Below are 14,639 nucleotides of genomic sequence, written 5' to 3'. Positions count from 1 at the left end.
CAGCCTTGCTGGCAATTGTCATAAAACGAACGCTGTCGATGATCGGGTGTGTCTTCCGGCGCTCATGGGTGTAGCGCACGCGTGCGGGTAGCTTCCGGCTCGCCTGTTGTGGCCGGTGCCTGGAGTCAGGCGTAGCGTTGGCCAGGTGTTGAGCAGTTCTCAAGCCAATTCTTTGGCGCATCCAGGGGCGCAGTTGCGCTCGCGGGATGGATGAGCCGAGAGGGACATGCCGGGTCGGGTTCGTACAACATTAATGATTTGAGGTTCCAGGCGATCAGCCGGATGAGGGAATGGACAGATGTGGGTTCAAACAAAAGCAAACGAGGATGCAGCCCCAATGAGTGAGCGTTTCACTCTGGTGCTATTGACCCACGAGGCCAAGGCGCTGGCACAGCGAGCGCTGCGCTACTACAGCAGCTTTGCCTGTTCCATCCTGGTTCTGGATTCCTCGGAAAAGGCGGACGAGTCTCTGGCTCGCCAATTCCCGAAGGTGGATTACCGCCACGTGCCACAGTTTTCCCGGCAGGACCAGCAGGGCAAGCTGACTTACGGTGTGGGCCTGGTCGACACGCCCTACCTGGCGATTGCCAGCGACACCGACTTTTTGATCGCCGATGGGATTAGCGCCGCGCTAGCTTTCCTTGATGCCCACCCCGATTACGCGGTCTGCCATGGCTATGGCCTGATGTATTCGGCGCGGGTCCTGGAAACCAGCTATTACCTGCGCGATCGCAAGGGGCCCGAAGACTTCGCCGCCGCGAACGGGCGTGAGCGGATCATGAGTTTCATGGGGCATTACCTGAGCCCCTTCAATGCCGTGACCCGCACCGATGTGCTGCGCCAGTGGTACAGCCAGTTGCCACCTGCGGTGAGCACCGAGTGGCTGGATATCGGTTACGCCTTCTTCCTGTTGGCCACTGCCAAGGCGCGGATCCTGCCGGTTCCGTTCATTGTTCGTGAGGCCAATAGGGAGGCCCTGGAGCGCACCGCCCGCATTCAGGCGTTGCTGAGCAGCAAGGATGCCGGCTCGTTGGCCCAGCATCAGCAATTTGCCGAGTTTCTTGCGACCCTGCCGCACAACTGCGAAGGCCCGGATGCGCAGCAGATGAAGCAGCTGGCGCTGGACAGCTTTGCCGCCTTGGCCGAGTGCCTTGAAAGTGGCCGTTCGCTCAAGGGTGTGATGATCTTTCGCTCCACCTGGAGCGAGGTCGGCAAGGACCCGGTGCGTGCTTTCGGCTCGGAGCAGTTTGTCGAAATGCCGTTCTACAACCAGCCGATGTTCGATCTGTTGACGCAGATCGAGTTTCTTGTGCATGCGATGCCTGCGGGGCGCCTGCAGCTCAATGAGCTGGAAGGGGTGCTGCTCAAGCAGGAGGAATTGCTGCGGGTGCACTCGAATGACACGGCGCGAACCCTTCGCAGCCGGCTGTGGGAAGCCATGGCGCTGAACCTGTTCAACTTCACCGTGGTCAAGCGCCTTGCCGAGTCGATGCGCGATACCGACGAAGTGGAGGTGTTCCGCGAACTGCAGGAGTGGGCAGCCCGCCTCAAGGCGCTGCCGGCCACCGATAGCAGCGCGTTGTTTGCCAATACCCAGTCCGGGCAGTTGTTCAGCTGGCTGGAAGGCCGTGGCCCGAAACCGGGTCAGTTCAAGTCGATCGCCCATCTGCTGGGAAGGCGCGCCGGTGGGCCGCAGTTTCAGATTCTGCTGCTCGACCTCGACGCCGACATGATCAAGTTGCAAGCCACTTTCGATTCCCTGATGGCCAACCACTGCAAGGCATTCAAGCTGGTGGTGCTGACCACCGGCGATCTGCCGGCGATGACCACGGCACAGGACACTGTGCACTTCGTCAAGGTCAGCCAGGGCAACTATATCGAGCGCCTGAATCAGCTGGTGGCGCAGTCCACAGCGCACTGGGTACTCCTGATGGAGGCGGGTGACCAGCTCACCGCAAGCGGGCTGCTGCGGGCAAGCCTGGAGTTGCTGGGCGCCGAAGGCATCAGGGCCGTGGCGATGGATGAGGTGCAGCGGCAAGCCGATGGCACCTTGCGTCACGTGTTCCGTCCCGGAGTCAATCTGGACCTGCTGCAAAGCGCCCCCAATCTGATGGCGCGCCATTGGCTGCTGCACCGTGAAGTGCTGGTGCAGGCAGGTGGGTTCAATCGCGAGTTTGCTCGGGCCGTCGAGCTGGATCTGGTTCTGCGCCTGATCGAGGACGGTGGTCTGGCCGGCCTGGCTCATCTCGCCGAGCCGCTGCTGATCTGCCAGGCTGCGCCAGCCGGGGAAAATGCCGAGGAGCGCCAGGTACTGAGCCGTCACCTGGCCAATCGTGGTTATCGGGCCCAGGTCAGTTCTGCCCAGCCAGGGACCTACCAGATCGACTATCAACATGCCGAGCGGCCGCTGGTTTCGATCATTCTGCCGAGCCAGGACAACTTCGCCGAGCTGCAACGCTGTCTGGTGAGTGTGCTGCAACGCACCCGCTACCAGCGTTACGAGGTGCTGATTGCCGAGAACCACAGCCAGAACGCCGAACTCGATAGCTGGCTGGCCAGCCTGGAACGCCAGGGGGAGCGGATCCGGGTGTTGCGCAGCGGCCAGCGGGTGAGCACTTCGGCACTGCACAATGCAGCCTGCGCTGAAGCCAAGGGGGAGTACCTGTTGCTGCTTTCGGCCGATGCCGAAGTGGTCAATGCCAACTGGATCGACAGCCTGCTCAACCAGGTACAGCGTCCGGAGATCGGGATTGTCGGCGCCAGGCTGGTGAATGAGCGCGGCATGACCACCCAGGCGGGCCTGATCCTCGGCCTCAATGGCCAGCTGGGCGCAGCCTTCGCCGGAGAGGCCAAGGATGCTCCGGGCTACATGAACAGCCTCTGGGTGGAGAAGAACTACTCGGCGGTATCCGGCGTCTGCCTGATGATCGCCAAGGCGTTGTTCGAGGCCGTAGGTGGTTTGGACGAGGAGCATTTCGACCAGGCCTTCGCCGATGTCGACCTGTGCCTGAAGGTGGCCGATGCCGGTTATCTCACCGTCCTGACTCCGCAAGCGCAGGTCATGCATCCCGGCACCCTGGCGCAAGATCCACAGGCCTTGGCAGCCCTGAAAGACAAATGGGCGGCGCGCTTTGCGCAGGATACGGCCTACAACCAGAACCTGGCGTTGACTGGCAAGGGCTTTGCGCTGGGGGCCGCGAGCGCGGTGAACTGGAACCAGTTGCTGGGATAAGGAATCAATGATGTTCAACGGCAAATCCATTTTCATTTCCGGTGGCACCGGCTCCTTCGGGCGCAACTTCATTCGACGCCTGCTGGAGCAGTATCAGCCCAAGCGGGTCGTGGTGTTCTCTCGCGATGAGCTCAAGCAGTACGAGATGCAGCAGACCTTCAATGCGCCCTGCATGCGTTACTTCCTCGGCGATGTTCGCGATGCCGAGCGCTTGCGCCAGGCGATGCGGGGTATCGACTATGTGGTGCATGCCGCGGCGCTGAAACAGGTGCCGGCGGCCGAATACAACCCCACGGAGTGCATTCGCACCAACGTCAATGGCGCTGAAAACATCATTGCTGCGGCCATCGACAACGGGGTACAGAAGGTCGTTGCCTTGTCCACCGACAAGGCTGCGAGCCCGATCAACCTGTATGGCGCCACCAAGCTGCTGTCGGACAAGCTGTTCGTGGCGGCGAACAACATCGCGGGTGAGCAGGCCACTCGATTTGCCGTGGTGCGCTATGGCAACGTTGCAGGTTCCCGAGGTTCAGTGGTGCCGTTCTTCAGCCAGCTGATTGCCAAGGGTGCAACGGAGCTGCCCATTACCGATGAGCGCATGACCCGCTTCTGGATCACCCTGGACCACGGGGTGCAATTTGTTCTGGACAGCTTCGCGCGGATGCACGGCGGGGAGATTTTCGTGCCGAAGATTCCGTCGATCCGCATCGTCGATCTGGCCTTGGGGATGGCCGCGCACTTGCCACACAAAGAGGTGGGGATTCGTCCGGGGGAGAAGCTCCATGAGTTGATGGTGCCTCTGGATGATGCGCGCATGACCCTGGAGTTCGACGATCACTACACGATCCAGCCCTCCATCCGCTTTACCAGCGTCAACGTTGATTTTGCCGTGGACGGCAAGGGCGAGCGGGGCGTTTCTGTGGCCGAGGATTTCGAGTATCGCTCCGATACCAATCCGGAGTTTCTGTCGGTCGGGCAGATAGCCGAACTGCACACCGGGATCGCACCATGATTCCTTATGGTCGCCAAAGCCTTGACCAGGAGGATATCGATGCCGTGCTGGGGGTCTTGCACTCCGACTGGTTGACCCAGGGGCCAACAATCGAGTCTTTCGAGCAGGCAATGGCGACCGTCTGCAAGGCAGCCTATGGCGTAGCGGTGTGCAACGCCACTGCCGCCTTGCATATTGCTTGCCTGGCGGCGGGCCTGGGGCCGGGCGATAGGTTATGGACCACTCCTAACACGTTCCTCGCGTCGGCCAACTGTGGTCGTTACTGTGGTGCGGATGTGGACTTTGTCGATATCGATCCGCGGACCTGGAACCTCGACGCCGAGGCATTGGCCCTCAAGCTGCAAGCGGCCGAGGCCAGCGGGGCATTACCCAAGGTGGTGATCGCGGTGGCGTTCTCGGGGCAGAGCTGTGATATGCGACGCCTGGCGGAACTGGCCGAGTGTTATGCCTTCACCTTGATCGAGGATGCCTCCCACGCGGTGGGCGCCAGCTATGCGGGGCGTCCGGTTGGCTGTGGAGAATTCGCTGCGATGACGGTGTTCAGCTTTCATCCGGTGAAGATCATCACCAGTGCCGAAGGTGGAATGGTCATGACCAATAGCCCGGAGCTGGCGGATCATCTGCGTCGTCTGCGTAGCCATGGCATGACCCGCGACCCGGCGCAGATGGTGGGCCAGAGCCATGGCCCATGGTATTACCAGCAGGTCGAACTGGGCTTCAACTACCGCATGACCGATCTTCAGGCGGCGCTCGGGCGTTCGCAGTTGAATAAGCTACCGGGCTTTTTACAACGCCGGCGTTATCTTGCAGAGCGTTATCAGCATCTGTTGCAGGGCCTGCCGTTGAGCCTGCCCCAGGCTCAACCTGATGCTCACTCGGCCTGGCACCTGTATGTCGTGCGCTTGCAACTCCAGCACATCAAACACTCGCACCGTGAGGTCTTCGAGGGGCTGCGCAAGGCTGGGATCGGAGTCAACCTGCATTACATCCCAGTGCACCTGCAACCCTACTACCGGGATCTGGGTTTTGCTGAGGGTGATTTCCCCGAGGCGGAGCGTTATTACGCCCAGGCCGTCAGTTTGCCGATGTATCCCGGGCTGACGGATGACCAGCAGGACTACGTTGTACAGCAATTGCGACATTGGATTCAGGAGCTGTAGCGCCATGAGCTCGATCGCGATTATCCCCGCCCGAGGTGGCAGCAAGCGAATTGCGAGGAAGAACCTCAAGCCCTTCGATGGCGTGCCGATGCTCGCCCGTTCTATCGATAAGGCGCTGGGTTCGGGGTTGTTCCAGCGCGTGGTGGTCAGCACCGACGATCCCGAGATCGCCGAGCTGGCCATTGCCTGTGGCGCAGAGGTGCCTTTTGTCCGACCGCAGGCTCTGGCGGATGACTTCACCGGCACTGCGGCGGTGATCGTGCATGCCTTGCAAGCGTTGCGGGAGCTGGGGCAGCAATTCGAATATGCCTGTTGCATCTATGCCACCGCCCCCCTGTTGCAACTGCGTTTTTTGCGCCAGGGGCTGGCGTTGCTGGAGCAGCATCAGGACAGGTCGTTTGCCTTTTCGGTGTGCAGTTTTGGTTTTCCGGTGCAACGGGCGCTGACGCTCGACGAGCAGGGCGCTCTGGGCGCGCTGTATCCGGAGTTCAGTCAGGCCCGCTCCCAGGATTTGCCCGTGGCCTATCAGGATGCGGCGCAGTTCTACTGGGGTAGAAGCCAGGCCTGGCTGGAGGGGGAGGCGTTGTTCTCTTCTCGCAGCTTGCCGGTGATCCTGCCGCGTCACCTGGTTCAGGATATCGACACCGAAGAGGATTGGCGGCGGGCGCAATACCTGTACGCCGCGCTCAAGGCCGCAGGAGAGCTGGAGTGAGGGTGCTGATCCGGGCTGACGCCTCGCCGGCGATCGGCAGCGGCCACGTGGCCCGCTGCCTGACCCTGGCTCAGGTGTTGCGCCAGCAGGGGGCCGAAGTTGCATTCGCCTGCCGTCGCCTGCCCGGCAATCGCTTGGCGGCCTTGCAAGCTGAAGGTTTTCCGACCGTTGCACTGCCTGAGTTCTATACCGATGAGAACCCTCGGTTGGGTATCGAAGCGCCCTTGCCCTGGCAGGCCGATATCGCGGCACTGCAGGAAGCCCTGGTAGATCAGCCGGCCTTCGACTGGGTGCTGGTGGATCACTACGGCCTTGATCATCAGTGGCAAAGCGCCGCTCGCCGATGGGCGCCGCGGATCGCCGCGATCGATGATCTGGCCAACCGCCGGCATGCCGCAGATCTGTTGCTGGACCAGAACTTCAGTGGTTCGGCCGAGTCGTATGCCGGGTTGTACGGCACACAGTGCCGGACCTTGTTCGGGCCGCACTTTGCCTTGCTGCGTGAGGAGTTCCGGCGCCCTCCGATCCTGATTCGGCCGCAGGCCCAGCGGCTGCTGGTGAACTTTGGAGGTTTTGATGCTGCCGGCCAGACCCACAAGGCCATGCTGGCGCTGGCGGACCTGCATGAACTGCAGGTGGATTTTGTTGCTGGCAGTGGCAACCCGGATTGGCAGGCCATGCAGATGCTGGCAGCAGACCGGCCGAACTGGCACTTGCACAGTTATGTGAACGACTTCGCCGGGTTGCTGGCCGAAGCAGACCTGTGCCTGGGGGCCGGGGGCGGTACCAGTTGGGAGCGTGCGGTGCTGGGCGTGCCTACGTTGTGCATCACCGTGGCCGGCAATCAGCAGGCCAATGCCCGGCTGTTGGCTGAAGCGGGTGCCCACTTGTACCTGGGGCCTTGTGAGCAGGTGGAAGTCGGACAACTGCGCGATGCCGTGAAGCTCATGCTGGGCAACCCTGGGCTGCGCCATAGCCTGGCTGCTCGTGCCCGGAAACTGGTCGATGGCCTGGGCTCGCAGCGGGTGGCCGCGGCGCTGTTCGCGGCGGCAGTTCGTCTGCGACCGGCGACCCTTGACGATGCCCGGTTGCTATTTGACGGGCGCAATAGTGATCTGGTCAGGCGCTGGTCGCAGCAGCCCGAGGCCATCGACTGGTGGAACCATGTGCAGTGGCTGGAGGCCTGTCTGAGCGACCCACAGTGTTTGCTGCTGATCGCCGAGTTGCCAGATGGCCCTCTGGGAATGCTGCGTTATGACCGGGAGGGAGGGCAGGCCGAGGTGTCGATCTACCTGTTTGCCGGACGCTTCGGCCTAGGCTGGGGGCAGGTTCTACTGGAGCAGGGGGAGGCCTGCCTGCTGCACCATTGGCCCGATGTGCAGCGCCTGCGGGCACAGGTCCTGTCGAATAACCAAGTGTCGCTGAGTTTGTTTCGCCGGGCTGGCTATCGCCAAGGCGCCTGCGAATTCACCCGTATGTTGAAGGAACATCTGGATGACTAGTTTCAAGATTGGCTCGCGCTTCGTGGGCGCCGGCCATGGGCCGTTGATCATTGCGGAGATGAGCGGCAACCATAACCAGTCGCTGGATGTGGCCTTGCAGATTGTCGAGGCAGCGGCCAGGGCCGGTGCCCATGCACTGAAGTTGCAGACCTATACCGCCGACACCATGACGCTGGACCTCGCTCAGGGCGAGTTCTTCATCAAGGACCCGGACAGCCTCTGGGCCGGATCATCGCTCTACCAGCTGTACCAACAGGCCCACACACCCTGGGAATGGCATCAGCCGATCTTTGCCCGGGCCAAGGCCCTGGGCATGCTGGCCTTCTCCACGCCATTCGATGAGAGCGCCGTGGATTTCCTGGAAAGCCTCGACGTTCCGGCCTACAAGATCGCCAGTTTTGAAAACACCGACCTGCCGTTGATTCGCCGGGTGGCCGCTACCGGCAAGCCGCTGATCATCTCCACTGGCATGGCCAGCATTGCCGAGCTGGACGAAAGTGTCCGGGCTGCACGACAGGCGGGTTGCCGCGATCTGGTGCTGCTCAAGTGCACCAGCACCTATCCTGCATCACCGACCAACAGCAATCTGCTGACCATTCCTCATCTGCGGGAGTTGTTCGGCTGTGAGGTGGGCTTGTCCGATCACAGCATGGGTGTCGGTGTGTCCGTGGCGGCGGTGGCGCTAGGTGCCACAGTGATCGAGAAACATTTCACCCTGGATCGAGCTGCCGGTGGGGTCGACGCCAGCTTCTCCCTGGAGCCTGCAGAGATGGCTAGCCTGGTGCTGGAAACCGAGCGGGCCTGGCAGGCCATGGGGCAGGTCAGCTATGGCGCCACCCAGGCCGAGAGCAAATCACTGGTTTACCGCCGGTCGCTGTATGTCACCCAAGACATGCAGGCCGGAGAGCTGTTCAGCGCCGACAACGTGCGGGCCATCCGTCCCGGGCTGGGGCTCGCTCCCAAGCACTATGACGCCCTGCTTGGCCGTCGCGCGCGCCAGGCCCTCAAGCGCGGCACCGCGCTGGACTGGGCATTCGTCGAGTAGCCCTTTGTATGGCAGTTTCGGCAAAATAGCGTGACCTGTGAGTCATAACGTGCATCTTCACTGTATTGTATCGCCCGGGAAGATGGCGCCAGCCCTGTGTGACAGGTCCAGTGATAGCCCTTGGTTCTTCCCGATAGCGCCGTGTTTCGGCGCAAGTATCTGTATTTTTTCGGCAGCCCCTGCTCGGTCATCGCGCGGGGGTATTGAGCTGTTTATTATTGGGAAGCCGTAATGATTGGCATAAAAAGCATTGCGAGCTACGTGCCTGTAGCCGGCGTGGACAATTACGCACAAGGTGCAAAATTCGCCAAGGATGAAGAGTTCATCCTGGGCAAGATCGGTTCGGCCTTCCTGCCGCGCAAAGACGCCGGGCAAGAAACCTCCGATCTGTGTGTCGAAGCAGTCAATGCATTGTTTGCCGCTAACCCGGAACTCAAGCGCGAAGCCATCGATGTGTTGATCGTGGTTACCCAGAACGGTGACGAAGAAGGTTTGCCTCACACCGCGGCGATCGTACAGGACAAACTGGGCCTGCCCACCACCGTCGCGGCCTTTGATATTTCCCTGGGTTGCTCCGGGTACGTCTACGGCATCTATGCCATCAAGGGGTTCATGGAAGCTGCTGGCCTGAAGAATGGCCTGCTGGTCACCGCTGACCCTTACTCGAAGATTGTCGATCCCGAAGATCGCAATACCACCATGCTGTTCGGTGACGCCGCCACGGCCACCTGGCTGGGCGAGGACGCCACCTGGCAGCTGGGCAAGGCCAAGTTCGGCACCGATGGTTCGGGGGCTCCGCACCTGAAGGTCACCGATGGTGTGTTCTTCATGAACGGCCGCCAGGTGTTCAACTTCGCTCTGCTGAAAGTGCCGGCACACCTGCACGAGTTGCTGGATGAGTCGGGGCTGAAGTCTGACGATATCGATGCCTTCTGCATTCACCAGGGCAGCGCGGCGATCGTCGATGCGGTGGCCCGGCGTTTCGAAGGCAACCCCGACAAGTTCATCAAGGACATGGTGGAGACCGGCAATACCGTGTCCTCCAGCATTCCGCTACTGCTGGAAAAGCACATGTTCGATTCCAGTTGGAAGCGCGTTGCCCTCAGTGGCTTCGGCGTTGGTCTGTCCTGGGGATCGGCCATCATCTACCGCTCCTGAGTTTCAGCTCGCAGCGGCACAGATAGCGCTCAAGGTGTAATCTTGAGCGCTATTTTTTTTGCACGAGTGATAAGCGAGGCGGCATGAGCGACAGCTTTGAACACAACGCCCGGGTGATTGGCGAGCGCTGGCCGGCGCTGCTGGCACGGGTGCAGGCTGAGGATGCTGCTGTGCTGCAGGCGGATCTGGTGGAAGGCCTTGGCTCGACCCTGAGCATTGGCGGGGTCCAGCTGACCAGTCGCCATGATCGCAGTCGCGAGGCTCAGGTCCAGGCCGCCAGCCTGCCTGAGGCGGCGGTATTGCATCTTTACGGCTGTGGCTTGGGTGACCTGCAAATGGCGTTGCTGCAGCGGCCGGGGCTGGAGCGTCTGTATGTGCACATTCTCAATGGCGCACTGTTCAAGCTGGTGCTGCAACTGCTGGAACAGCAGGCCTGGCTGGCTGATCCACGGGTCGAGTTGTTGTATGCCGGCGACCTGCCGGAGATTGCATTGCCGTTTTTCGCCCTGCCGGCCGAGCTGGTGCTGGCCGATGACTACAACGCGAAGATCCGCGATCGGTTGATCAGCGAGACTCATCTGTCCTTCAATAATCGTTTGTTTGCCGCAGATACAGCGGATATCGCCGAGCGCCTGGCTGCCATTGAGCCTTGGGTTGGGATGGATCGCGATATTGCCGAGCTGTTTGATCGCCATCTCGGGAGTGAAGTCTTTGTTATCGCTACGGGGCCGAGCCTGGAGCATCACTACGCGGCATTGCGCGCCGTGTCCGGCCAGGCGCAGCGGCCGCTGCTGATCTGTGTCGACACGGCATACCAGCCGCTGCTCAAAGAGGGCATCCGGGTGGACCTGGTGGTGAGTGTCGACCAGCGAATTTCCACCCGGCACCTGCCTGCTCAAGGCAGTGACGGCACCGCTCTGGTGTATATGCCGCTGGCGGACCCGCAGGTACTCGAGGGCTGGCTCGGGCCGCGGTATGTGGCCTATTCCGCCAGCCCGGTGTTCCAGGCATTGCGCCAGCGCATACCCCGGGCACAGCTGCATGCCGGTGGCAGCGTGATTCATCCGGCCGTGGATCTGGCGGTGAAGATGGGAGGGCGACGGATCACCCTGTTTGGTGCGGACTTCGCGTTCCCCATGAACCGTACCCATGCCGGTTGGCATGACGGCGATCTTGGCCCGCAACTCGGCGCGGCCCGACACTGGGTGCTGGATGGGCATGGGCAGCGAGTCAAGACCCAGCTTAATTTCCGCAGCTACCTGTGCGAACTGGAGCGCTATATCAGCAGTCAGCCTGAGGTGGCGTTTTTCAATACCAGCCGTGATGGCGCGATGATCCTCGGTACCACCTTTCACCCGGATTTTGCTCAATGAATCAGCTAGAGCCTGTGTTTTCCCGAGCCAGAGAAGTCGCCGATCTGTTTCGTCTGGGGCGTGATGTCGAGGCGGTGGGTGTCATGGTTGAGCTGTTCGATCCCATCCAGTCGTTGGTGGATGGAGCTGCGCTGCCTGTCCAGCAGGATTGGGCGAAATTGCTGACCCTGATGCTGGCGTGCCAGGAAGGGCAGAACTGGTTGGGGTTGGCCGACTATCTGGAATACGAGCTGCCGGACTGGTTGCAGGCCGAGTTTGGTGGATGAGCGGTGCGGCAGGCTGGGCGAGTGTTTTTGGTGGGTATTTTCTGGCGTCAGTTTTTCGTTCGGTGTCGGCTTAACCCCTTGTTTTCCAAGGGATGGCCGGGTGATGGCAAATATTTTTGAAAAAGCCCTAAAGCAACTTGCATTACCGACGATAACTATTACGAAGGTTCTCTAGGCCATTACCCGGCGGTTGCCAGGGCCGGAAGCCGCAGTACCCAACCAACGAGGAATTCGTCATGGCTTTAACAGTAAACACTAACGTCACGTCGTTGAACGTTCAGAAAAACCTGAACCGCGCTTCCGACGCTCTGTCGACTTCGATGACTCGCCTGTCTTCCGGCCTGAAGATCAACAGCGCAAAAGACGACGCCGCCGGCCTGCAGATCGCTACCCGCATGACTTCGCAGATCCGTGGTCAGACCATGGCGATCAAAAACGCCAACGACGGTATCTCCATCGCCCAGACCGCTGAAGGCGCGATGCAAGAATCCACCAACATCCTGCAGCGTATGCGTGAACTGGCTGTTCAGTCGCGAAACGACTCCAACGGTACCCAAGACCGCGTTGCTCTGAACAAAGAATTTGCTCAGATGTCGGACGAGCTGACTCGTATCGCCAAGTCGACCAACCTGAACGGCAAGAACCTGATCGACGGTTCCGCTGGCACCATGACCTTCCAGGTTGGTTCCAACACCGGTTCCACCAACCAGATCACCATCACCCTGGACAGCGGCTTCGACGCTGCCACCCTGGGCGTTGACTCCGGCACCATCAACATCACCGGTAACGACAGCACCACTGCCGAGACCAACACCAAGGCCGCGATGGACGCCATCGACAAGGCTCTGGCTACCATCAACTCCAGCCGTGCGGACCTCGGTGCTGCCCAGAACCGTCTGACCAGCACCATCTCCAACCTGCAGAACATCAACGAAAACGCCAGTGCTGCACTGGGTCGCGTACAAGATACCGACTTCGCTGCTGAAACTGCCCAGCTGACCAAGCAGCAGACTCTGCAACAAGCTTCGACCGCAGTTCTGGCCCAGGCCAACCAACTGCCATCCGCTGTACTGAAGCTGCTTCAGTAATAGCTGGCTAAGCTTTGGCGGGGGAGTGCGCTGGTCGTGCTCTCTCGCTTTTTTACTTTAAGAGGTGATGGACATGGATATGAGCGTGAAGCTGAACTTGTCTTATCCAGCGGCCAAGCCGGTGACGCCTGTCGCTGACAAGCCCGTGGAGAAGCCTCGAGAGGTCGTTCCTGCAGTTGCCAAAACCGCAGCTCAGGACAGTAAGAAAGAAGCTCGGACCGAGCAGGAAAAGTTGAAAATGGCCGTTCAGGAAATTGAAAAGTTCGTCCAGTCGGTCAAGCGCAATCTAGAATTCTCGATCGACGAGCCTTCCGGAAAGGTCGTGGTCAAAGTCATTGCCAGTGATTCGGGTGAAGTGGTTCGCCAGATCCCCAATGAAGAAGTGCTGAAACTGGCCAATAGCTTGAATGATGCGAGTAGTCTGTTGTTCAGTGCCAAGGCCTGACAGCTGGCATGAAAATTGTTGCTGGTTACGTTTGAGCGCTGTTGTGGTCAAAAGACTGGCGGCACACTGAAGGGAGAGACACATGGCAAGTCCAATTCTACCGGGTACCGGCTTGGGTTCCGGCCTCGACACCGGTGCTATCGTCAAGGCGTTGGTAGCTGCTGACAAGGCGGCCAAGCAAGGTCAGATCGATCGCGCGACCACCACCAATAGCGCCAGCATTTCTGGTATCGGGACATTGCAGTCGTTGTTGTCGACCTTCCAGAGCACGCTGTCGGTTGCTGGGCTGGGAAGCTCTGTGAATCCCGCCTTTGCCGGTTTCGCTGCGACCTCCAGCGATAGCAAGACCGTAGACGCCACCGCAGACAACTATGCGGTTGCCGGCAAATACTCGGTTACCGTCAAAAATCTTGCAACTTCGTCAAAAGTGGCCAGTGCGGCTTTTAGCGGAGGAAATACCAGTGCCATTCCGAGTGGTACGTTAAACATCACTCAAAATGGCATTAACTACCCGTTGACCGTCGGCACCAATGCGACGCTGCAATCGGTGCGTGACTCGATCAACGCCGATTCGAAGATGAACATGGCCGGGCTCAGCGCGAACATCGTGACCGACTCGTTCGGATCGCGACTGGTGATCGGCTCCGAAAAGACCGGTGCGGGCACCGACATTTCTGTCAGCGGTATTGCCGGTTTGGAGATCGATGGCACTCAGCCGATGTCGAGTGATACCAATCCGGCTTCCGCCGCCTCATCCGGCAATATCGGTGGGCTGGCCAAGGACGCGGTTTTCAGCGTCGACGGCATGCAACTGACCAGCAAGACCAATACAGTCACGCAGGCCATTTCCGGTCTTAAGCTCAATCTGGTTGCGCCAACCACCACGCCGATCACCGTGACAGTTGCCACAAACACTGAGGGTCTTAAGACCTCGATCCAGAAGTTTGTCGACGCCTATAACGCCGTGGCCAACGGCATTACTACGCTGACCAAGCCTTCCCTGGATGACAGTGGCAACCCGACCATCCCGGCACAGCTCACTGGTGACTCGCTGCCTCGTTCGATTCTGGCGGCTATTCGTGCACCACTGTCCGAAACGGGCGCCGGCGACAAGTTGACTGTGCTGGCGCAGTTGGGGATCACCACCAACCAGAAGACCGGTGCACTGGATTTCGACGACAAGAAATTCACGGCTGCCATGACCGACAAGAAGCTCGGTGGTGAAGTGCAGAAGCTGTTTACCGGTGATGGTACCAACCCGGGTCTGCTGGAACGCATGACTAACGCGATCAAGCCGTTTACCCAGGGTGTGGGTAGCATGACCGAAGGGATCCTGACCACTCGTACCAAGACCCTGGATATCACCAAGAAAAAGCTCAGTGATCAACAGGATGCGCTGGATCGGCGGGTGGCTACCCTGACAGCGGTACTGACCAAGAAGTACAACGACATGGACACCCTGGTGGGCAAGCTGAAGGCAACTGCCAGCAATATCACGTCGATGTTTGAAGCCTTGACCGCACAGCAAAAAGGCTGATATTCACTCAGCGCCAAAAGCCCGGCAGTGTTTTTCAGCGCTCCGGGCTTTTGTATTTGGCCTAAAGTTTTTTGACGTTGCGTCGATATATTGCTTATACGAACCCTTG

The 14,639-nt window shown here is 60.0% G+C and carries 12 protein-coding genes; all 12 read left to right on the top strand.

The genetic code is table 11. From position 1 onward, the window contains the following. The first annotated feature begins 298 nt into the window (after positions 1-298). The 12 genes from M2395_RS13140 (at position 299) to fliD (ending at position 14,530) form a co-directional block, all read left to right on the top strand. The gene (locus M2395_RS13140) at positions 299-3,232 is read left to right on the top strand and encodes a TIGR00180 family glycosyltransferase (RefSeq protein WP_053156928.1); all 2,934 of its coding nucleotides are present in this window, start codon (positions 299-301) and stop codon (positions 3,230-3,232) included. A gap of 10 nt (positions 3,233-3,242) precedes the next feature. Beyond that, positions 3,243-4,244, top strand: coding sequence for a UDP-N-acetylglucosamine 4,6-dehydratase (inverting) (gene pseB, locus M2395_RS13135; RefSeq protein ID WP_041752017.1), 1,002 nt, complete (start codon positions 3,243-3,245; stop codon positions 4,242-4,244). Next, the gene (gene pseC, locus M2395_RS13130) at positions 4,241-5,404 is read left to right on the top strand and encodes a UDP-4-amino-4,6-dideoxy-N-acetyl-beta-L-altrosamine transaminase (RefSeq protein WP_015634622.1); all 1,164 of its coding nucleotides are present in this window, start codon (positions 4,241-4,243) and stop codon (positions 5,402-5,404) included. Before pseB ends, pseC begins: the two co-directional genes overlap by 4 nt. Before the next feature lie 4 nt (positions 5,405-5,408). Further along, on the top strand, positions 5,409-6,116 hold the full coding sequence (pseF, locus tag M2395_RS13125; protein ID WP_015634623.1) for a pseudaminic acid cytidylyltransferase: 708 nt from the start codon (positions 5,409-5,411) through the stop codon (positions 6,114-6,116). Further along, positions 6,113-7,618, top strand: a complete 1,506-nt coding sequence (pseG, locus tag M2395_RS13120) for a UDP-2,4-diacetamido-2,4,6-trideoxy-beta-L-altropyranose hydrolase (protein WP_123430234.1) — start codon at positions 6,113-6,115, stop codon at positions 7,616-7,618. Before pseF ends, pseG begins: the two co-directional genes overlap by 4 nt. Continuing rightward, positions 7,611-8,663 (top strand): pseudaminic acid synthase, encoded by a 1,053-nt coding sequence (gene pseI, locus M2395_RS13115; protein ID WP_053156932.1) that lies wholly within the window; start codon positions 7,611-7,613, stop codon positions 8,661-8,663. Before pseG ends, pseI begins: the two co-directional genes overlap by 8 nt. A 231-nt stretch (positions 8,664-8,894) precedes the next feature. Further along, entirely contained in the window at positions 8,895-9,821 is a 927-nt protein-coding gene (locus M2395_RS13110; RefSeq protein ID WP_011059962.1) for a ketoacyl-ACP synthase III, read from the top strand. Between the two features lie 83 nt (positions 9,822-9,904). Then, on the top strand, positions 9,905-11,194 hold the full coding sequence (locus M2395_RS13105) for a motility associated factor glycosyltransferase family protein (RefSeq protein ID WP_123430235.1): 1,290 nt from the start codon (positions 9,905-9,907) through the stop codon (positions 11,192-11,194). Beyond that, positions 11,191-11,460 (top strand): hypothetical protein, encoded by a 270-nt coding sequence (locus tag M2395_RS13100; RefSeq protein ID WP_123430236.1) that lies wholly within the window; start codon positions 11,191-11,193, stop codon positions 11,458-11,460. The genes M2395_RS13105 and M2395_RS13100 overlap by 4 nt, the downstream gene beginning before the upstream one ends. A gap of 236 nt (positions 11,461-11,696) precedes the next feature. Further along, on the top strand, positions 11,697-12,548 hold the full coding sequence (locus M2395_RS13095; RefSeq protein ID WP_011059965.1) for a flagellin domain-containing protein: 852 nt from the start codon (positions 11,697-11,699) through the stop codon (positions 12,546-12,548). Between the two features lie 73 nt (positions 12,549-12,621). Beyond that, entirely contained in the window at positions 12,622-12,993 is a 372-nt protein-coding gene (locus M2395_RS13090; protein ID WP_015634628.1) for a flagellar protein FlaG, read from the top strand. Positions 12,994-13,075: 82 nt separating this feature from the next. Next, positions 13,076-14,530 (top strand): flagellar filament capping protein FliD, encoded by a 1,455-nt coding sequence (gene fliD, locus M2395_RS13085; RefSeq protein WP_077933585.1) that lies wholly within the window; start codon positions 13,076-13,078, stop codon positions 14,528-14,530. Positions 14,531-14,639: the final 109 nt, after the last annotated feature.

Source organism: Pseudomonas sp. BIGb0176, assembly GCF_024810175.1.
Classification (GTDB): domain Bacteria; phylum Pseudomonadota; class Gammaproteobacteria; order Pseudomonadales; family Pseudomonadaceae; genus Aquipseudomonas; species Aquipseudomonas protegens.
The sequence above is the reverse complement of the archived record's forward strand: the minus strand, read 5'-3'. Positions and strand labels throughout refer to the sequence as shown.

Excerpts from the sequence above, each read along its gene's own strand:
- M2395_RS13140 (WP_053156928.1), top strand. The coding sequence starts at position 299 with ATGTGGGTTCAAACAAAAGCAAACGAGGATGCAGCCCCAATGAGTGAG.
- pseI (WP_053156932.1), top strand. The coding sequence starts at position 7,611 with ATGACTAGTTTCAAGATTGGCTCGCGCTTCGTGGGCGCCGGCCATGGG.
- pseF (WP_015634623.1), top strand. The coding sequence starts at position 5,409 with ATGAGCTCGATCGCGATTATCCCCGCCCGAGGTGGCAGCAAGCGAATT.
- M2395_RS13110 (WP_011059962.1), top strand. The coding sequence starts at position 8,895 with ATGATTGGCATAAAAAGCATTGCGAGCTACGTGCCTGTAGCCGGCGTG.
- M2395_RS13100 (WP_123430236.1), top strand. The coding sequence starts at position 11,191 with ATGAATCAGCTAGAGCCTGTGTTTTCCCGAGCCAGAGAAGTCGCCGAT.
- pseC (WP_015634622.1), top strand. The coding sequence starts at position 4,241 with ATGATTCCTTATGGTCGCCAAAGCCTTGACCAGGAGGATATCGATGCC.
- M2395_RS13095 (WP_011059965.1), top strand. The coding sequence starts at position 11,697 with ATGGCTTTAACAGTAAACACTAACGTCACGTCGTTGAACGTTCAGAAA.
- M2395_RS13105 (WP_123430235.1), top strand. The coding sequence starts at position 9,905 with ATGAGCGACAGCTTTGAACACAACGCCCGGGTGATTGGCGAGCGCTGG.
- fliD (WP_077933585.1), top strand. The coding sequence starts at position 13,076 with ATGGCAAGTCCAATTCTACCGGGTACCGGCTTGGGTTCCGGCCTCGAC.
- M2395_RS13090 (WP_015634628.1), top strand. The coding sequence starts at position 12,622 with ATGGATATGAGCGTGAAGCTGAACTTGTCTTATCCAGCGGCCAAGCCG.
- pseB (WP_041752017.1), top strand. The coding sequence starts at position 3,243 with ATGTTCAACGGCAAATCCATTTTCATTTCCGGTGGCACCGGCTCCTTC.